This window comes from Bradyrhizobium sp. Ec3.3 (genome assembly GCF_000472925.1).
Taxonomy (GTDB): Bacteria; Pseudomonadota; Alphaproteobacteria; order Rhizobiales; family Xanthobacteraceae; genus Bradyrhizobium.
Genome location: NZ_AXAS01000008.1, coordinates 201,881 through 219,941, shown reverse-complemented (window position 1 = coordinate 219,941; position 18,061 = coordinate 201,881). Strand labels below are relative to the sequence as shown.

The following is an 18,061-nucleotide window of genomic DNA, read 5'->3' as shown; positions in this document are numbered from 1 at the left end:
CATGCGCGAACCAGACCGGATCATCCGCTTGAAAACCGTTCTTTCCCGGACCGGACTGTCTCGGTCCACCATCTACCGTAAGATCGCCGAGGGCACGTTCCCGGCTCAGCTGAAAATCAGCGCCAACGGGACCGGCTGGCATGAATCCGACATCAACCGCTGGATCACAGATCCAGTCGGATGGCGACCGAAAGGCGAGTTCGATGAAGTCCGGTGACGAGTAGAGCCAACCGAACCGGTTCGTCCTATTTGTACGCCACGGCTACCCAGGAGCCGGACCTGTGCACCTGACTTCTTTCTTGCTGGAGCGGCCTACGATCTTATTCGCTCAGACTGATTATGATTCAGGGCGGAGGCATGCGCGGCAAGGACGAAATGACTCGGATCGAGGCATTTGGGTCGCCACGTAGTGCGGAAATCCCGCGTGCGACGATGCGTCATCGCAACGACCGTGGCATGCCGACGCCCGCGAGGACGTTTGATATCGATGCGGTGGCGGGCAACTCTGATTTGACTGCACTCGAAGGCAGCTACCATGCTGCAGCAACGAGACCCACGAGGACAACCCCACGCATGCGCAAAGCCGACGGCGTGCAGCGCACGTATGTGCTAGGCCCAACGAAGCGATCGCAAATCAAAAGACGCCGGTTCGCGGAGCCGGCTCACTGGCGGAAAGCATCTGGACCGATCGACAAATGGAAGGGGTTTTAATGAGCCGGCGCCCCGCCCGATTTACCCAAGGCGACGTGGCGCGGGCAATCCGCGCTGCGAAGGCGGCTGGCGCTGCATCGCTCCAGATCAAGCCAGACGGCACGATCATCGTTAACTTGCTCAAATCCACTGCGGTGCAAGAGACCGATGAGGCTGTTGAGCCTGAAGAGCATTTCGTGCTTTGATTCGTTCCATGCCCCGTCCTCGCAAGCCCTACCTTCACAAGGAAACCAACCGTCACGGCAGGACGGTTTGGTATGTTCGCAACAAGGACGTGGGTGGCAAACGCACTCGCATTCGCGGTGAGTACGGGTCAGTTGAGTTTAACCGCAACTACGACATCGCAGTGGCGGATATGTTTAATAGGCCGTGCCTCGCCATCGACCCCAACGAGACTACCGCCAAGGTTTTCAACGGTAGCCTCAAATGGCTGTGGGAGGAGTACAAAGCGAAAGCGCCGGATTGGCGCGAGATGAAGGCGAGCACTCACAAGCAGCGCAATAACCTCATGATGCATGTGCTGGAGGCAAACGGCAACAAGAAGCCCGCCGCGATCCAGAAGCAGCACATCATCGACGGGCTTGGGCGGCGCGCTCAGAATCCGTCCGCTGCTCGGCACTTTCTCACCACAATGAGGCGGATGTTCGTTTGGGCGGTTGCGCAAAAGATCCTGCAGGCCGATCCGACCGAAGGGATCAAAACACCGAAACCGGCGAAGACCGAAGGCTTTGTCACATGGTCTGATGCCGACGTGCGCCGCTACTACAAGCGCTGGCCACTCGGCACACGCGAGCGCATCATGATCGACGTCTACCTCTTCACCGGCTTTCGGCGTGGTGACGCAGCGTCGTTCGGCCCTGCCGACGTCACGGAGCAGGTGCAAGAGCGAATTGGACCGGATGGAAAAGTCGAGAAGGTCACCGTTCCGATCATCACGAAGCGCCTCGAAAAGGGAGATGAGACCATCGAGGTCACCTTCCCGATGCTCGATGTCCTGCGCAGGACGCTGGAGGCCGGGCCAATCGGAACCGAGACCTACATCGCGACTCGGCACGGCAAGCCGATGACCAAGGAGAGCATCGGCAACCTGTTCAAAGAAAAGTGCGTCGCTGCTGGCCTGATGAACCGATCAGCGCACGGGCTGCGCAAGGCGGCAGCCACCGTCGCGGCCGAAAACGGCGCGACCGAGGCCGAACTCGATGCGATCTTCGGGTGGACCGACCGTCGGATGGCGAGCCATTACACGAAGAAGGCCAACCGCAAGAAACTCGCATATGGGGGTGTTGCAAAGCTCGAACGGATGACCGGCTCGATGGACCATAGAGCGAACGTCTATTCCCTCACCGAGAACCTAGGTGCGGGAAATCGAGCAAAAAGTTCAATTAAATCAGATGGCGGTCTGAAGCGTGGTGGGCACGACAGGGATCGAACCTGTGACCCCTACCATGTCAAGGTAGTGCTCTCCCGCTGAGCTACGTGCCCTAGATGTCCAAAAGTCGGGTGGGGTCCCTATAACGGCTCAGGGGAGCGCGCGCAAGGACGGAAGGCGACCGATTTAGGCCGCCAGCATCTTGTTCACTTCGCTCACCAATTCCCGCAAATGAACCGGTTTGGACAGGACCTTGGCGTTCTTGGGGGCCTCCGAATCCGAGTTCAGGGCCACGGCGGCGAAACCGGTGATGAACATGATCTTGATGTCGGGGTCGAGTTCCGAGGCGCGGCGGGCGAGCTCGATGCCGTCCATCTCTGGCATCACGATATCGGTCAGCAGCATCTCGAACGGCTCTTCCCGCAGCCGTTGATAGGCCGACATGCCGTTGTCGTGGGAGGAGACCTGAAAGCCGGCGTTTTCCAGCGCCTTGACCAGGAAGCGGCGCATGTCGTTGTCGTCTTCGGCGAGCAGGATTTTTGTCATGGCAGGAAACGTCGAATCCCCGGGGGTACACACTGGACTTCACTAAGCCCGACAGAGGGTAAATTTCAGGTGAAAAATGCGTCCCTCGGCCGCACACGGCATGCTCTTTGTGAACCGGAATGGGGCACGAATCAATCGGGCCCCGCACACGCGATGCTTCACGGTTAAGACACGTTCCAGCGCGGCACCCGTACTTTTCACTTGGCAGAATGGTTGCGATTCCTGACAATGACCGCACATAAGAGCCTCGCTTTGCCGGCCTGTTCGAGTCCAATCCGGATTGTCGCGGATATAGAGGGACGAAACTGACCAAGATGACCCGGTTTGACGGCGACTCGTCGCCACCGTTCGAGATTATCGAGCCCATCGAGTGGCGGGCGCCGATCATCTTCAACTCGCCCCATTCCGGCTCGATCTATCCGGACGATTTTTTGGCGGCCTCGCGCATCGACCTGCCGACGCTCCGCCGCTCGGAAGATTCCTTCATGGACGAGCTGATCGGGCACTTGAGCGCGCGCGGCTTTCCGGTCGTGCGCGTCAATTTCCCGCGCTCCTATGTCGACGTGAACAGAGAGCCCTACGAGCTCGACCCGCGGATGTTCTCCGGCCGGCTGCCGAGCTTTGCCAATACCCGCTCGATGCGCGTTGCCGGCGGGCTCGGCACCATCCCGCGCGTCGTCGGCGATGGCCAGGAGATCTATCGCGAGCGGATCGCGGTCGACGACGCGCTGGCGCGAATCGAGACGCTCTACAAGCCGTATCACCGCGCGCTGAGGCGCCTGATCAACAAGGTGCACCAGATGTTCGGCACCGTGATGGTGGTCGACTGCCACTCCATGCCCTCGGTCGGCGTCAGCAGAGACGAGCCGCGCCGGCCCGACGTCGTGATCGGCGACCGCTACGGCACGAGCTGCACGCCGCTGCTTCCCGACCGGGTCGAGGAGACATTGAGCGGGCTCGGCTATTCGGTCGGCCGCAACAAGCCCTATGCCGGCGGCTTCATCACCGAGCACTACGGCAATCCGGCGAGCGGCCTGCATGCGGTGCAGCTCGAGCTCAACCGCGCGATCTATATGGACGAGCGCCGGCGCGAGCGCGGCCCGCGCTTCGACCAGGTCGCGGCAGATTTCGCTATACTGTCGGACGTGCTCGCCACGACCATTCCGTTCGGCGATCTCGGCCCGTTCCAGGCTGCGGCCGAATAAGCGGCAATATTTTTCGCGCCTATCGCAGGTCGCGACGGCGGCCACATCAACACGCGATCCGATTTTCGCTTCGCGTTCATGCGCGCATCGAAACGAAAGTGATGGACGCAGAATGCGGGCAAGAAAAAAGGGCCGCTTGTTATGAGCAAGCGGCCCAAGTCTAGGGAGGAAACGCCCAAGGAGGGCAGCGGTAACGCGAGGCGCTACCGCACCGCAACAATATGCGACTGCGCTGCACAAAGTGCAAGGGCTTTTGAGCCGTTTCCCATGCAAAAAACACAGGGCTCCAATGTCTCCGCAGAAACCCGGATTCAGTTTCTTTGATAAGGAATTTCAATGGGTTGATTATCGTTTGCATACCAACGAGGCAGGCCCGGAACTAAGCTCTCAAGCCCGTGATCGATATTTGGCCAGCGGATGGCTCGACAGGGCGACCGGGCGACTGCATCCAAAATACCAGGGTGCAATTCAAGACAGCGCTGCCCGAGCCTCTCGATTTGAGCTAGGCAATAACCAGCATTCGTTTGGCTTTCGGGTTCAAGGGACAGGCCTGTGACGGTGATCGATTTCTCAGCCTTCATCGGACGGCTTGCCACCGCCTCCGGCGAAACCATTTTGCCGTTCTTCCGCACCTCCCTGTCCATCGACGACAAGAGCAAGACCAAGGATTTCGATCCCGTCACCGAGGCCGACCGCGCCGCGGAGGCGGTGATGCGGCGGCTGATCAAGGCCAATTTCCCCCAGCACGGCATCGTCGGCGAGGAATTCGGCAATGAGCGTGAGGACGCCGACTACGTCTGGGTGCTCGACCCGATCGACGGCACGAAATCCTTCATCGGCGGCTTTCCGATCTGGGGCACGCTGATCGCACTCTTGTACAGGGGCGCGCCGGTGTTCGGCATGATGCACCAACCCTTCATCGGCGAGCGGTTTTCCGGCGACAACGGCTCGGCCAATTATAAAGGTCCCTCCGGCGAGCGCCGCCTGCAGGTCCGCCGCTGCGCCTCGCTTGCAGAGGCTACGACCTACACCACGAGCCCGCTTCTGATGAACGAGCGCGACCGCGCCACCTTCGGCCGCATCGAAAAGGGCGCGCGGCTGTCGCGCTATGGCGGCGACTGCTACTCCTATTGCATGCTGGCCGCCGGCCACGTCGACCTCGTGGTCGAGACCGAACTGAAGCCTTACGACATCGCTGCGCTGATCCCGATCGTCACCGGTGCCGGCGGCATCGTCACCACCTGGGAAGGCAAGCCGGCGCAAGGCGGCGGCCGTATCATCGCCGCCGGTGATCCCCGCGTGCACGAAGAAGCGCTAAAACTCCTCAACCAATAACAAAGCGAGCGGAGGCTTGCATGACCGTCTCACGCAGGCTTCTCTCTCAATTGCTATTGGGATTGCTGCTGCTCCTGCCGTCGCTGGCGATGGCCGAGGATTTCCCCGCCAAGCCGATCAAGCTGATCGTTCCGTTCCCGGCCGGCGGCCCCAACGACATCATCGCCCGCGTGATCGGCCAGCGCATGTCTGAAATCTGTGGCCAGCCGGTCGTGATCGACAATCGCGGCGGCCAGGGCGGCGTACTCGGCACCGACGCCGCCGCAAAGGCCGCTCCCGACGGCTACACCATCGCGATCTCCAGCGCGGGCGCGCTCGCGATCAGCCCGAGCATGGAGAAGGTCGCCTATGACACGCTCGCCGACCTGACGCCGGTCACGCTGGTCGCAACCGTGCCGGAGATGCTGGTCGTCGCCACCAACGTGCCGGCGCAGAACATGAGTGAGCTGGTCGCGCTCGCGAAGGCTCAAGCGGGCAAGCTCAACTTCGCCTCCTCTGGGCCCGGCAGCCTGCCGCATCTTGCCGGCGAATTGTTCAAGCTGACGGCGAAAATCGACATCGTCCACGTGCCCTATCGCGGCGCGGCGCCCGCGGTGAACGATCTCCTGGGCCAGCAGGTGCAAATGACCTTCCTCGATCTCCCCGTGCTGCTGCCGCAGATCAAGGCAGGCGCCTTGAAACCCATCGCCGTCGGCTCGCCCGACCGCGCGCCCACCGCGCCCGAGGTGCCGACCACGGCAGAAGCGGGTTTTCCGGACCTGCGGATCGAGAACTGGTACGGCATGGTGGCGCCGAAGGGCACGCCGAAAGAGATCGTCGACAAGCTGCACCGCCTCGCAACGCAAGCGATGACTGATGCAGCGGTGAAGGAGAAGCTCGCCGCCCAAGGCGCGACGCTGATCGGCGATAGCCCCGAGCATTTCCGCACATTCATCGCGGACGAGACCGCGAAATGGGCCAAGGTGATCAAGGACGCCGGCGTCGAGACGGCGAAGTGACGCTAAAGCGCGATGTGAATAGTCATCGCGCTTTGGCTTATTGTTTTAGCATGATCTCCGCGCAAAACGCGTTCCGCGTTTGTCGCGAGGGAAAACCGCTTCACACTTTTCCGGATCATGCTCTAATAGGCGAGACGGCCGCGCAATTCCCCAAACGGAATCATCACATGCGTGCGAAACGCCGCCCGCTCCTGCAGTGTGCGGTACCAGCGCTCGACCGCCGGCAGCGCGGGGCGCTCGATCTCCAGTTCGAAATAGCGGTAGAGCGACGTGCCGGCCGTGATGTCGGCAAGCGACAACTCCGCACCGAGCAGGAACGATCGCTGTTCGAGGAGCCGTTCCAGCTTGGTGAAATGCTGCACGCAGCGCGCAAGGGCTGCGCGGATTGCCGGCCAATTGCGCTGGTCCTCGGGCGTGCGGAAGAAACCCCAGAACACGCCGTTGAGAAAATCCGGCTGTAGCGCAGTCTGCGACCAGTCCATCCAGCCGTCGACGCGCGCCCGCACGGCCGGATCCTCCGACCAAAAGCGTTCCGCCCCGTGGCGCGCCGCGAGATAGCGAAGGATGGCATGCGATTCCCAGACGATCGTCCCGCCATCATCGATGACCGGAACACGGCCGTGCGGATTCATCGCCAGAAATTCCGGCGCATCGAGGCCGCCAAAGGAGCCGCCGGCATTGATGTGCTCGTGGGCGAGATCGAGTTCGCCGATCAGCCACATCACTTTCTGCACATTGAACGAGCTGCGTCGTCCCCACACCTTCAACATATGGTCTCACCTCTGAACTGCGGCGCGAAGGTACTCGACCAGTTGCTTGGCCGGGCGAGGCAATGCCTTGAAGCTTCGGGCGCAGATCGTCAACCTCCGATTGGCCCAACCGTCGCGGATCCGGATCGCCACGATCGGCATCGATCGCGCGCAGCGCTTCGCCGCAGTCTCCGGAACGACGGCGACCCCGACATCGGCAGCGACCATCTGGCAGATCGCATCGAAATCGCGCAAGCGGGCACGGACGCGCAGACGCGCGCCGAGCTTCGCCGCATGCCGCGCGATATGAACCTGCAACGCGGTCGATGCCGTCAGGCCGACGAAATCGCGATCCGCCACTTCCTGGAAATCGATCTGGCGGCGACTACCGAGCTCGCTGCGCCGGGCGGCCACGAGGGTTAGCCGGTCCTCGCTGAACAGGAATCGCTCGATGCTGTCGGGCAAAGCGTGCTCGGCGGCGAAGCCGAGATCGGCAGCGCCGCTCGCGATCGCGGTCGCGATATCGGCGCTCTCGCGCTCCTCCACGTCGACGTTGATGTCGGGATGCTCGCGCAGGAAAGTTGCGAGCGCCCGCGGCAGGTGCTCCGACAGCCCCGACGTGTTGGCGAGCAACAGCACGCTCGCACGCACGCCGCTGGCAAAGCCCGCGAGATCGCCGCGCATTGCCTCGACCTGGTGGATGACGAGCCGCGCATGATCGAGCAGGCTTTCGCCCGCGGCGGTCAATTCCACGCCGCGCCGTCCGCGCTTCAGAAGCGCTACGCCGAACGCGTCCTCCAGGCCCTTGATCCGTGCGCTTGCGGAGGCCAGCGCCAGATGCGAGCGCTCGGCGCCGCGGGTGATGCTGCGCTGGTCCGCCACCGCGATGAAGAGCTGGAGGTCAACAAGGTCGAATCGCACGGGACAAATCTCCTTTAGCCTTCGTCCTAGGCGAAGGCTGTCTCCGTAACCTCCAGATTGTGCCTTCTCCACCGATCGGTCAATGTGGCCGGCATGATCGACCCGCTCATCATTCTCATTGCCGCCGTCTTCCTGACTGCCGGATTCGTCAAGGGCGTGATCGGGCTCGGCCTGCCAACCGTGTCGATGGGCCTGCTCGCAGTGACCATGGCGCCGGGCCGGGCGATCGCCATCGTCATCGTGCCGGCAATCATCACCAACATCTGGCAGACTTTCGTCGGCCCTCATTTGCTCGACATCCTCCGCCGGCTGTGGCCGCTGATGCTCGGCACCGTGATCGGGAGCTGGCTCAATGCCGGCGCGCTGACCGGCCCCTATGCGCGCTACGGCTCTGTGGTGCTCGGCCTGCTGCTGGTGATCTACGCGATCGTCGGGCTGAACAAGTTCCAGTTTCGTGTCGCGCCAAGGAACGAGAAATGGGTCGGCGGCGCCGTCGGCGTCGTCACCGGCGTGATCTCGGCCTCGACCGGCGTGCAGGTGATTCCATCGATGCCGTTCATGCAGGCGATCGGCATGGAGAAGGACGAGTTGGTGCAGGCGCTCGGCGTGTTCTTCACGGTCGCAACGCTCGCGCTCGCCTTCAACCTCACCGCGGGCGGACTACTGACACCAGCCAACGCCGTGCCGGGCATCGTCGCCATGGCCTGCGCCTTTGCCGGCATGTTCATCGGCCAGTCGCTGCGCTCGAAGATGCCGGCCGAGACGTTTCGCCGCTGGTTTTTGATCGCGATGGTCCTGCTCGGACTCTACCTCGCCGGCAGCGCGCTGCTGAAAGAGTTTATTTAGCGCGCTTCCAGCATCGCAACGCGGAAGCCGAGATAGACGAAGAGCCCGCCGAGCGCGCGGTTGATCCAGGCGATGATTCCGTCGGACCGCCGGAGCCGCAGCGCAGCCTTCGCGGCAAACGCCGCCAGGAACAGCGACCACAAAGTGCCCGTGCAGATGAAGATCAGGCCGAGCGTCAGGAAGGCGAGCGGCTTGTGCGGGGCATCGACTGCGACGAATTGCGGCAGGAAGGCCAGGAAGAACAGCGCGACCTTGGGATTGAGCGCGTTGGTGAAGACGCCCTGGAGGAAGACTCGCCGCAGCGGCGTCCGCCCATCCTCGCCCGTCAGGGAACCCGCGAGCACCGGCCGCGACCACAGCATCTGCAAACCGGTCAGCACGAGATAGGCAGCACCCACCAGCTTCACGACCGAAAACGCGGTGGACGAGGCCATCAGCAGTGCGGAGAGACCGATTGCCGCGCCCGTGACGTGGAATAAGCAGCCGCAACTGATGCCGAACGCCGCCGCGGCGCCGCCGCGCCAGCCCAATTGCATGCTGCGGCCGATGACATAGACCGTATCCGGTCCCGGCGTGATGTTGAGGGCCACGCCCGACAGGACGAAGAGCCAGAGTTCGTGAATGCCGAGCATGTCTCGCGTCCCTGAAGGCCACCCAAGCGGCCGGCTTAGTCGGTTCGGCGAGCTGCGTCCACCACCGGATTTGCCTAGGATTTGCAACGAAATTGCAATGCGGATCATACTTCCGCTTGCCTGCGCGTGCTCTATAAGGGGTAGGTTCTGGAAATGCACGGATTCGCGGAAGACCGTCACGCCGGTGGCCGGTTCCCGATCCCTTGGAGCCCGCGAGAATATGGAGAGACGCCTGGCCGCCATCGTCTGCGCCGACGTCGCCGGCTATTCGCGCATGATGGGCACTGACGAGGCCGGCACCCATGCCGCCTTCAAGGCCCATCGCAGTGCGATCCATCCCATTATCCTCAATCATGGAGGCCGCGTCGTGAAGAACACCGGCGACGGCTTCCTGCTGGAATTCCCCAGCATCGTCGGCGCGACCGAAGCCGCGATCGCGATGCAACTCCTGATGGCGGAGCGCAACGACCACCTGCCCGCCGACCGCGCCATGCAGTTCCGACTCGGGATCCACATGGGCGACATCATCGCCGACGAGGACGAGGTGTTCGGCGACGACGTCAACATCGCCGTCCGCCTCGAATCGGTGGCGAGCCCCGGCGGGTTCGCAATCTCGGCCAAGGCCTTTGGCGAGGCCGGCAAGCACCTCAACATGCCGCTGGCCAACGCCGGGACGCACCGCTTCAAGAACATCAAGGAGCCGATCGGCGTCTTCACCTGGACGCCGGACGGCACGTCCGCTCAGGTGGCGCAGACCAAAGAGGTCTCGGCGCTGCCGCAGCAATATCGCACCGCTATCGTGGGCGTGCTGCCCTTTGCCAATTTGAGCGACGCCGGCGACGAATATTTCTCCGACGGCCTCACCGAGGATCTGATTCACGCGCTGGCCCTGCAATCCTTCTATCGCGTGCTCAGCCGCAACTCGACCTTCGCCTTCAAGGGCAGGAACCTCTCGACCCGGCTGATCGCGCGCGAGATCGACGCGACCTACTTGATCCAGGGTTCGGTGCGGCGCGCCGGCAGCAAGATCCGCGTCACGGCCGAGCTGATCGCGCCGGAGACCGGCGAGCAGCTCTGGACCGGCCGCTACGACCGCGACATCGGCGACCTCTTCGCCATGCAGGACGAGATCACGACCAACCTGTCGGCTGCGATCGCGACCGAAATTTTCCGTGCGGAAGCCTCCGCTCCAGCGCGCCAGACCAACGACGTCACCGCCTGGGACCGCTTCCTGAAGGGGCTGTCACACTACTACCGGCAGACCAAGGAGGACTTCGACACCGCCATCGCGCTGTTCAAGGAAGCGATCTCGCTCGATCCCAAGCTGTCGATCGCGCATGCCTATCTCGCCACGATCCAGCTCCAGAGCATCCAGTTCGGCTGGGTCAAGGGCTCGCGCGAGATGTGGGTCGCGGCGATGCATCTGGCCGAGACCAGTGTCCGGCTCGACCCGCGCTCCTCTTTCGCATTCTCGATCCTGTCCTGGGTTCATGCGCAGGACGGGCATTACGAGGCCGCGATGGACGCCGCCAAGCGCGCGGTCGCGCTCAACCCCTACGACATGGGCGCGCGCGGCGTGCTCGGCATCTGCCACTTCGTCATCGGCGAGCATCGCCAGGCGATCGAGCTGTTCTCGATGGCGGCGCAGCGCGGCAACAGCGATCCGCGCTACCAATGGGCGGCGCTGAACGCGTTCAGCCATTATATGTTGGGCCAATACGACGCGACGTTGTCGTGGGCGCGGGAGCAGCTCTACATCAATCCGAACCACATGCAGGCGCTCGCGATCCGCGCCGCGGCACTGGCGCAGCTCGGACGGGCCGAAGAAGCCACTGAGGCGGCCGAGGTGCTGATGAGCAACTACCCGAGCCTGACGGTCGAGCGGCACCTGAGGAATTTTCACTGGAAGCAGGCTTCGGACCTCGCCCATTACCGCGAAGGGCTCCTGAAGGCGGGCGTCCCGCTCGTCAAGCTCAGCCTCGTCCAGAGCGACGTCAAACGCGCCGCCGATTCCTAAGAGCGCAAACCGCAACAGGGCGGCGCCGTCACGCGCGCTTCTGTTGACAGGACAGCGAATTCGGCCACACTTCGTTGCACGCTGTAGTAGCATAAGCTGCCGGTCCAGCGCTTTATCTTTGTTAGGATTTTCCGCGCTCTATCGGCGCGTCTGCTTTTCACGATTCGCTATTTTCAGGATTTTGGGCCATGCATGACCCCGCTTCGAAGCCCCCCCTCGACCCCTCGATCCAGGTCTCGCCGAACAATCCCTGTCCGTTCCTGCGCGGCCTCGTTGGCCAAGGCTTTGTCGATGGCGGGACCGTCCCGCTCCGCACGCTATCGCAAACGATCGCGAATGCGAGCGGCGAGACCGGGCTGAAGAAGACCTCGGCCCGCATCCAGGTCCGAGGCGTTGCACTGATCGCCAACGGCGCCTGTCACATCCTGCAAAGCATCTTCTGGGGCGCGCAGCTCAATAGGCTGCGCGGCGGCCCGCTCGACAAGCTCGGTGCCGGCTCGCGCATCCTCGGCGTCGACGGGAGCGTCAACGAGGACGAGATCGCGCGGCTCGCAAGTTTCGGCAGCACCTACGCCGATCCCGACGGCGGCACCGAGACTGGGCTCAACGCCTCGCAAATCCAGACCTTCATGGACGACAATCTCAAGCGCGCCGGCAATCAATCGCGCTGGTACTACCCGATCCTGATGAAGTTCGAATGGCCGATCCTGCTCAAGATCATGGGCAAGGGTCAGGGTGACGACCGCTATCTCAGCGTGGCCGAGGTGAGGACATTGTTCAACGAGCGCAAATTTCCTGACAGGATCACCCAGCGGGTCGTCAGCCAGCCGGTCACGCCGCCCTCGCTCATATTCCGCGTTGCCGGCGGACTCGTCGCCGCGCTCCTCGTCTTTGGCGTCGTGGCGCTGCGTTTTCCCGATCAATTCCAGCCGATGCTGCCCGGCATCCTCGGGGACCTGGTGGCGCCGCCATTGCCGGAGCACGTCGAACCCCGGGCCGCGTACTGGCTCGAGCAAAACTGGGCGCTCGAGGACCGACACTGGTTTCATCACGCAAGCCAGGGCACCGCGACCTTCCCGGTGCCCTATCGCTGGTTCATGGCGCTGGAGCAGCCGCGGCTTCATTTTTTCGCAAAACCCGGGATGCTGCATGACAGCGACCATCTGCAGCGCTTCGGCTTCATCCCCAGCCCACAGACGATCAACACCGACGACACCACGCTGCGCCGGTTCGGCTATGCCAACGTCTACGACAAGACGAAGCCGGTGCCGGCGCGGCTTTGGGATCCCCCGGTTGACTGGGGCACCCAGGCTGAAAACGTCGACGGCCTGCCCGTCGGCTTTGCGCGCATGACCGGTGTGCCCGATCCCACGACCGGCCAAATCGGTGAGGACCGGATCGGCCTGACCTGCGCCGCCTGCCACACTGGCCAGATCCACTACAAAGGCATCGACATCCGCTTCGACGGCGGCCCGGCGATGACCGACCTGAGGAAGCTCGAGATCACGACCGGCCTGTCGATCGCCTACACGCTCCTCGTGCCGGGCCGCTTTACGCGCTTCGCCGACCGTGTGCTCGGACCCTCCGCCAGCGATGCGGATCGCGATGCGCTGAAGCAGAAGCTGCGTGCGATCAGCACGTTCCTGATCGACTGGGAGAAGACCTACAAGAAGACCATCGACGGCAAGACGAGGTTCAACGAGAAGACGAAGCGGGAAGAGCAGCAGCAGGACACGGAGGAAGGATACGGCCGTCTCGACGCGCTCAACCGCATCGGCAACCAGGTCTTCTCCCAGGACATGGCGCTCAGCGGCCTCAGCGGCTTCGAGAAGAATCTCCATGCCAAGGACGCGCCGGTCAGCTTCCCGCCGATCTGGACCGTGCCCTGGCTCAAATTCGCGCAATATGACGCTTCCATCGAACAACCGCTGATCCGCAACGCCGGCGAGGCGCTCGGCGTGACCGCGCTGCTCAATCTGTCCGACAATACACCCAAGGACACGCTGTTCCGCTCGTCGATGGACATCAAGAATCTAAACTGGATCGAGGATCTGCTGAAGGGGTCGGCGCCCTATCCGAAAAAGCAGCTCTCGGGACTGACATCACCGAAATGGCCGTCGGACATCTTCGGCGATGATGCCTGGAAGATCGATGGTGACCGCGTCAAGAACGGCCGTAAGCTCTACGCGCAGATCTGCGCCGAGTGCCATCTCGGGCCGGTCAACGATCCCGTGTTCGACGCCGAATTTCCGGACCAGAGCATTTGGACCCCGACGCGCTGGGAGACCATCGGCAGCGACAAATTCCTGAACGAGGTCCAGAAAGGCGTCAAAGGCATGGGGACCGATCCCGCTCAGGCCAGTGTGCTGGCGACGCGAACGGTTCAGGTGCCGGGCTTTCTCAAGCTCGATCCCACGCAAAAACTCAATGCCTGGTGGAGCTGCAACCTGCCGGATGTCTCTTCGACCGATATGCCGTACTCGCTCGGCCTGATGGTGCTCGTCGACATCGTCAGCCGCAAGGCGATGGACGATGCGAAGATCGACCCGAAGGTTCAGGAGGCCTGGTGGGGTAAGCGCAAGAACTGCCCGAACCCCGGTCCGCAGCCGCCCGATAAAAAGGAGCCGCCGCCCTGGTATCGCGCGCGCCCACTCAACGGCGTCTGGGCCACCGCGCCTTACCTGCACAACGGATCGGTGCCCTCGCTCTACTGGATGCTGAGCCCCGCGGCCGAGCGCCCCAAATCGTTCTGCATGGGTGGTGGTCGCGACTACGATCCGAAACAGGTCGGATTCGCGGTCGTCGACGGCGAGAGCTGCAAGACCGGGCAGTCGCGTTTCTCGACGCGAGCGTCTGACGGCACCGAGCTGTTCGGCAACAGCAATGCCGGCCACTCGTTCGATGGCACGCCGGGTCCCGGCAAGGACGGCACCATCGGCCGCGTGCTCAAAGAGCAAGAGCGCTACGACCTGATCGAGTATCTGAAGACGCTGTAGCGCGCCTTCTTCCCTCGCCCCCCAAGCGGGACGTGGGAGCGTACCGCCCGCCCCTCACCCGAACAGCGGCGTGCCGGGGACGAAGGCATCGAAGGCCGCCCAGAACTGGGAGCGGTAACGGTCCTGCTCCTGGAGGATCTCGTGCTTTGCACCGGCGATCACGAGGTGAGAGCCGGCGCGCAAGTGATAGGCGAACTCCTCGATCGCGGCGGTGGAAACGATGCTGTCGTTGGAGGCCGCCAGCATCAGGATCGGCTGGCGGATCTCGGACGGATAAGACATGCCCTTAAAGGTGTGCATCGCACGGCACGCGGTGTCGGCCCAGGCGACCGTTGGCGAGGCAAGGCCGAGCGTCGGATCCTCCTCGAGGAGGGCGGCATTGCGCGCGTAGCGCACGGGATCGCTGGTCAGGGGATTGTTGATGAAGGGATCCATGCCGGTGATGCGGTCGTTGCCGCCGGGAATGTAGCGGCCACCCTGCCCGAGCAGCCGCATTGTCCTGAGCAAGGCCCGCGACGGAAACGAGGTGGCGCGGCCCGGCAGATCGATCATCGGCGCCGACAGCACCATGCGGTCGAACCAGCGCTTGCCGGAATGTGCAACCCTGAGCATCACCGCGCCGCCCATGGAGTGGGCGAGCGCGAAGAAGGGCGGCGGGCAATCCGGCAGCACCACCTGCTGCACGAAGGTCTCGACGTCGATCTCGAAGTCGGAGAAGGACCGTACATAGCCCTTGCGTGGATCGCGCAGGCGGCGCGAGGAATGGCCCTGCCCGCGCCAGTCGATCATCGCCACCGCAAAGCCGCGATCGCGCAGATCCCGCACCGTCTCGAAGTATTTTTCGATCTGCTCGCTACGGCCGGTGAAGACGCAGACCGTGCCCTTGCGCCCCGCAGGCGGCGCCCAGCGCGCAAAGCGCAGCTCGGCGCCGTCGGGCGTCTTGATGGTGCCGCTGACGACGTTTTCGGGAACGGGATTGGCGGGAATCGAGACCAGCGTCATGGGCAGGAAATGCCAGGAATCAAGGGGCGGGAGCGCCGAAAAGGCGCTGCTATCGCCCTCTTGAACGCTGTTTCACCCCACCCATATCATTTTCGTGCAGGCCGCTACCAGTGCTTCGGGAACCCGAGCATCAGGCTGCACACAGACTAAAGCCCGGCCCGATTGGCGGGCGGGTTACCAGATCAGTCGCTCAATGGAGGACTAACCATGCGTACCTACGACCTGACTCCCTTCTATCGCTCCACCGTCGGCTTCGACCGTCTCTTCAACCTGCTCGACCAGACGACCTCGGACGGCAGCCCCGGCTATCCCCCCTACAACATCGAGCGCACCGGCGAGAACTCCTACCGCATCACGGTTGCGGTCTCCGGCTTCTCCAAGGACGAGCTATCCATCGTCGCGAAGGAAAACACGCTGACGATCAAGGGCGAGAAAGTCGCCAATGAGAACAGCAAGTCCGAAGTGCTCTATCGCGGTATCGCCGCACGCGCCTTCGAGCGCGCCTTCCAGCTTGCCGATTTCGTGCAGGTGAAGGACGCCTCGCTCGAGAACGGTCTGCTCCATGTCGACCTCGTGCGCGAGATTCCCGAGGCCAAGAAGCCGCGCCAGATCGCGATCAACGCCAGCGCGCAGGCCACGCAGGTGATCGAGGGCGAGAAGGCCGCCGCCTAAGGCGTCCATCACATTCGACTTTCAAGTTGCGAAAACGCCCCGGTGCCCCGGGGCGTTTTTGTTTGTCCTGTTTGCACTGCATCACAGAGCGGTGAAGCGGCGTAACGAGGCTGCGGCGCAGTCCGTCCTTCCTGGCATCGAACAAGACAGACGGAGATCGACCATGAAAGTTTGGCGTACCCTGTTAGTCGCAGCGAGCCTGTTGGCCGCGCCCATCACCCTCGCCTACGCGCAATCGACGGCGCCGGTGAAGGCGAAGAATGTCGTGCTGGTGCATGGCGCCTGGGCTGATGGTTCGAGCTGGTCCGAGGTCATCCCGATCTTGCAGGCGGCAGGATTGCATGTCACGGCCGTGCAGAACCCGCTTACGTCGCTCTCCGAATCCGTCGAGGCCACAGAGCGCGCGCTGGCCGAACAGGACGGCCCGACGGTTCTGGTCGCGCATTCCTGGGGCGGCACCGTGATCAGCCAGGTCGGCACCGATCCAAAGGTGACCGGGCTCGTCTACATCGCCGCGCGAGCGCCGGATGCGAACGAGGATTTCGTGGCGCTGTCGAAGCAATTCCCGACCGGCCCGGTGCGCGCCGGCATCGTCGAGCGCGACGGCTTCACAAAACTCTCCGGGGACGCGTTCCTGAAATATTTTGCCAACGGCGTTACGCCGGAGAAGGCCAAGGAGCTCTACGCCGTGCAGTGGCCGACGGCGGCCTCGATCTTCGCCGGCCGCACGACGGACGCCGCGTGGCATGCGAAGCCGAGCTGGTATGCGGTGTCGAAGAACGACGACACCATCAACCCCGACCTGCAACGTTTCCTCGCCAAGCGCATGCACGCGACCACCGTCGAACTCGACGCCGGCCACCTGTCGCTGGTGTCGCGTCCGAAGGAGGTGGCGAATCTGATCCTGCAAGCGGCCGGATACGGGCAGAGCTGAGTGCGCAACGCGATTGAACGCAAAAGGCGCCAGGATTTTCCTGGCGCCTTTCGTCTCGCTCGGTTCTCCCCCCAAGTCGTCCCGGCGAAGTCCGGGACGAAGCCGTGAGTGTGGCGCGCAGTTTTCGCATCAAGCGACCGTTCAACTGCGCGCCTCGTCGCCTACTCCAATCCCTGCGCGGCCGGCATGTCCTGGGTCGGCAAGATGGTCGGGACGGGCTTGGTCTGGCCGACTGTCGGCGCGCTTGCTTGCGGCGCGGCCTCGCTGGGCTTGGCCTGCACGGCTGCGGCCTGCTGCGAGGCTTCGGCCCGAGCCCGGGGCGCCTGAACCTGCTGCGACGCGGGCTCGGATGCTGCCGGCTTGGCGGCGGCCACCGGAGTCTCGCCGCGTAGCGGGGCGGCCTTCGGAATCGGAACGGTGCGGCTTGCGACATGCGGGATCGGAGCCGGTGGCCGCGGCGCGGCGCTGCGGATCACAGTCGGCGGCGGCAGCGCGCCCTGCGGCCCGTAAGGTGCTACCGCACCTTCGTCATAGGCCGGCCCCATGCCGAAGCCGGGGCCGAAGGCCGGCATGAAGCGCAAAATCCGCCCGTCACGGGCGTCGATCACAAGCCGGCCGTCGTCGCCGCGGCGGTCGATCACGGCGATGGTGTAGACCAGCCCACGCAGGCGCGGGATGCCCAACGGCGAGAAGCCGTTTTCACGCAGCACGGCGTAGACCTCGGTTGCCGGCAGCAGCGCCGGGACGGGCGGGCGCTCATATTCATAGCCGTAACCATAGGCACGCGACGGCGGCGGCGCCTCCGGCGGGCCATAGGGCCCGTCGAAATCCGAGACGGTAGTGGCGGGCCCGCGGAGCCCTCCGTTCCCCAGCACCTGCGCGTCGGCAGCAGATACCGCCAGCACGCATGCGGCGGTAGCCACCCATCCTGTGAACAACTTCATGGTCGAAACGCTCCTGTCAGGCCCGCGGACGGCATGCGCTCTTTCGCTTGTTCAGCCATGGCGCGCCTTTCGAAGGGCTGATCCGAAGCTTCCCCCGGGATTCCGACGCCCTCAGGGCCGGATCGCGGCGCGTTTGCCTTAAATCCGGGGCGGACCTGATGCGGGAAAGCGCGTGATTGACACC

The 18,061-nt window shown here is 63.6% G+C and carries 16 protein-coding genes, 1 tRNA gene and 1 pseudogene; 11 read left to right on the top strand and 7 right to left on the bottom strand.

The genetic code is table 11. The features are described 5' to 3' along the window. Window position 1: 1 nt before the first annotated feature. From YUU_RS50585 to YUU_RS62675, 3 genes and pseudogenes are all read left to right on the top strand, one after another. Window positions 2-217, top strand: coding sequence for an AlpA family transcriptional regulator (locus tag YUU_RS50585; RefSeq protein ID WP_035661881.1), 216 nt, complete (start codon window positions 2-4; stop codon window positions 215-217). Window positions 218-710: 493 nt separating this feature from the next. Beyond that, window positions 711-896 carry a hypothetical protein gene (locus YUU_RS50575; RefSeq protein WP_035661876.1) on the top strand — a complete coding sequence of 62 codons (186 nt, stop codon included), beginning with the start codon at window positions 711-713 and terminating at the stop codon, window positions 894-896. 8 nt (window positions 897-904) lie between these two features. After that, window positions 905-1,906 (top strand): annotated as a pseudogene (locus tag YUU_RS62675) (tyrosine-type recombinase/integrase); the annotation flags it as partial. A gap of 212 nt (window positions 1,907-2,118) precedes the next feature. Here the strand turns inward: YUU_RS62675 and YUU_RS0110195 are convergent. Together YUU_RS0110195 and cpdR are read right to left on the bottom strand one after the other, a co-directional pair. Beyond that, window positions 2,119-2,193 (bottom strand) — tRNA-Val (locus YUU_RS0110195). Between the two features lie 73 nt (window positions 2,194-2,266). Beyond that, a complete protein-coding gene (gene cpdR / locus YUU_RS0110190; protein WP_027522271.1) occupies window positions 2,267-2,626 on the bottom strand; it encodes a cell cycle two-component system response regulator CpdR in 360 nt (119 codons plus the stop codon). 314 nt (window positions 2,627-2,940) lie between these two features. Here cpdR and YUU_RS0110185 point away from each other — a divergent pair, with 314 nt between their 5' ends. The 3 genes from YUU_RS0110185 (at window position 2,941) to YUU_RS0110175 (ending at window position 6,164) form a co-directional block, all read left to right on the top strand. Then, window positions 2,941-3,831 carry an N-formylglutamate amidohydrolase gene (locus tag YUU_RS0110185; RefSeq protein WP_027522270.1) on the top strand — a complete coding sequence of 297 codons (891 nt, stop codon included), beginning with the start codon at window positions 2,941-2,943 and terminating at the stop codon, window positions 3,829-3,831. A gap of 552 nt (window positions 3,832-4,383) precedes the next feature. After that, on the top strand, window positions 4,384-5,166 hold the full coding sequence (gene hisN / locus YUU_RS0110180) for a histidinol-phosphatase (protein WP_027522269.1): 783 nt from the start codon (window positions 4,384-4,386) through the stop codon (window positions 5,164-5,166). Between the two features lie 20 nt (window positions 5,167-5,186). Further along, window positions 5,187-6,164, top strand: coding sequence for a tripartite tricarboxylate transporter substrate binding protein (locus YUU_RS0110175; RefSeq protein ID WP_027522268.1), 978 nt, complete (start codon window positions 5,187-5,189; stop codon window positions 6,162-6,164). Window positions 6,165-6,286: 122 nt separating this feature from the next. Here YUU_RS0110175 and YUU_RS0110170 read toward each other — a convergent pair whose 3' ends face one another. Next, a complete protein-coding gene (locus YUU_RS0110170) occupies window positions 6,287-6,934 on the bottom strand; it encodes a glutathione S-transferase family protein (RefSeq protein ID WP_027522267.1) in 648 nt (215 codons plus the stop codon). 6 nt (window positions 6,935-6,940) lie between these two features. Next, entirely contained in the window at window positions 6,941-7,834 is an 894-nt protein-coding gene (locus tag YUU_RS0110165; protein WP_027522266.1) for a LysR substrate-binding domain-containing protein, read from the bottom strand. 93 nt (window positions 7,835-7,927) lie between these two features. Here YUU_RS0110165 and YUU_RS0110160 point away from each other — a divergent pair, with 93 nt between their 5' ends. Then, window positions 7,928-8,680 carry a sulfite exporter TauE/SafE family protein gene (locus YUU_RS0110160; RefSeq protein WP_027522265.1) on the top strand — a complete coding sequence of 251 codons (753 nt, stop codon included), beginning with the start codon at window positions 7,928-7,930 and terminating at the stop codon, window positions 8,678-8,680. Here YUU_RS0110160 and YUU_RS0110155 read toward each other — a convergent pair. Next, a complete protein-coding gene (locus tag YUU_RS0110155; RefSeq protein ID WP_027522264.1) occupies window positions 8,677-9,312 on the bottom strand; it encodes a LysE family translocator in 636 nt (211 codons plus the stop codon). The two genes, YUU_RS0110160 and YUU_RS0110155, sit on opposite strands and share 4 nt — an antisense overlap. A gap of 220 nt (window positions 9,313-9,532) precedes the next feature. Between YUU_RS0110155 and YUU_RS0110150 the strand changes: the two genes are divergently transcribed. Further along, on the top strand, window positions 9,533-11,329 hold the full coding sequence (locus YUU_RS0110150; protein WP_027522263.1) for a tetratricopeptide repeat protein: 1,797 nt from the start codon (window positions 9,533-9,535) through the stop codon (window positions 11,327-11,329). A 188-nt stretch (window positions 11,330-11,517) separates the two neighbouring features. After that, the gene (locus YUU_RS0110145) at window positions 11,518-14,325 is read left to right on the top strand and encodes a cytochrome c (RefSeq protein WP_027522262.1); all 2,808 of its coding nucleotides are present in this window, start codon (window positions 11,518-11,520) and stop codon (window positions 14,323-14,325) included. 54 nt (window positions 14,326-14,379) lie between these two features. Here YUU_RS0110145 and YUU_RS0110140 read toward each other — a convergent pair whose 3' ends face one another. Continuing rightward, window positions 14,380-15,327: an alpha/beta fold hydrolase gene (locus tag YUU_RS0110140; RefSeq protein WP_027522261.1), complete on the bottom strand. Its 948-nt coding sequence runs from the start codon at window positions 15,325-15,327 to the stop codon at window positions 14,380-14,382. A gap of 207 nt (window positions 15,328-15,534) precedes the next feature. Here YUU_RS0110140 and YUU_RS0110135 point away from each other — a divergent pair, with 207 nt between their 5' ends. Then, a complete protein-coding gene (locus YUU_RS0110135; RefSeq protein ID WP_027522260.1) occupies window positions 15,535-15,999 on the top strand; it encodes an Hsp20 family protein in 465 nt (154 codons plus the stop codon). Window positions 16,000-16,162: 163 nt separating this feature from the next. Further along, entirely contained in the window at window positions 16,163-16,933 is a 771-nt protein-coding gene (locus tag YUU_RS0110130) for an alpha/beta fold hydrolase (RefSeq protein WP_027522259.1), read from the top strand. A 161-nt stretch (window positions 16,934-17,094) separates the two neighbouring features. Here the strand turns inward: YUU_RS0110130 and YUU_RS0110125 are convergent, their stop codons facing one another. Continuing rightward, window positions 17,095-17,877, bottom strand: coding sequence for a hypothetical protein (locus tag YUU_RS0110125; protein ID WP_027522258.1), 783 nt, complete (start codon window positions 17,875-17,877; stop codon window positions 17,095-17,097). Window positions 17,878-18,061 lie beyond the last annotated feature (184 nt).

What these genes read in the sequence shown, in the direction of transcription:
- YUU_RS0110140 (WP_027522261.1), bottom strand. Translation starts at nt 15,327, where the DNA reads ATGACGCTGGTCTCGATTCCCGCCAATCCCGTTCCCGAAAACGTCGTC.
- YUU_RS0110155 (WP_027522264.1), bottom strand. Translation starts at nt 9,312, where the DNA reads ATGCTCGGCATTCACGAACTCTGGCTCTTCGTCCTGTCGGGCGTGGCC.
- YUU_RS0110145 (WP_027522262.1), top strand. Translation starts at nt 11,518, where the DNA reads ATGCATGACCCCGCTTCGAAGCCCCCCCTCGACCCCTCGATCCAGGTC.
- YUU_RS0110150 (WP_027522263.1), top strand. Translation starts at nt 9,533, where the DNA reads ATGGAGAGACGCCTGGCCGCCATCGTCTGCGCCGACGTCGCCGGCTAT.
- YUU_RS0110175 (WP_027522268.1), top strand. Translation starts at nt 5,187, where the DNA reads ATGACCGTCTCACGCAGGCTTCTCTCTCAATTGCTATTGGGATTGCTG.
- YUU_RS0110135 (WP_027522260.1), top strand. Translation starts at nt 15,535, where the DNA reads ATGCGTACCTACGACCTGACTCCCTTCTATCGCTCCACCGTCGGCTTC.
- YUU_RS0110185 (WP_027522270.1), top strand. Translation starts at nt 2,941, where the DNA reads ATGACCCGGTTTGACGGCGACTCGTCGCCACCGTTCGAGATTATCGAG.
- YUU_RS0110125 (WP_027522258.1), bottom strand. Translation starts at nt 17,877, where the DNA reads ATGAAGTTGTTCACAGGATGGGTGGCTACCGCCGCATGCGTGCTGGCG.
- YUU_RS50585 (WP_035661881.1), top strand. Translation starts at nt 2, where the DNA reads ATGCGCGAACCAGACCGGATCATCCGCTTGAAAACCGTTCTTTCCCGG.
- YUU_RS0110130 (WP_027522259.1), top strand. Translation starts at nt 16,163, where the DNA reads ATGAAAGTTTGGCGTACCCTGTTAGTCGCAGCGAGCCTGTTGGCCGCG.
- YUU_RS50575 (WP_035661876.1), top strand. Translation starts at nt 711, where the DNA reads ATGAGCCGGCGCCCCGCCCGATTTACCCAAGGCGACGTGGCGCGGGCA.
- YUU_RS0110160 (WP_027522265.1), top strand. Translation starts at nt 7,928, where the DNA reads ATGATCGACCCGCTCATCATTCTCATTGCCGCCGTCTTCCTGACTGCC.
- cpdR (WP_027522271.1), bottom strand. Translation starts at nt 2,626, where the DNA reads ATGACAAAAATCCTGCTCGCCGAAGACGACAACGACATGCGCCGCTTC.
- YUU_RS0110170 (WP_027522267.1), bottom strand. Translation starts at nt 6,934, where the DNA reads ATGTTGAAGGTGTGGGGACGACGCAGCTCGTTCAATGTGCAGAAAGTG.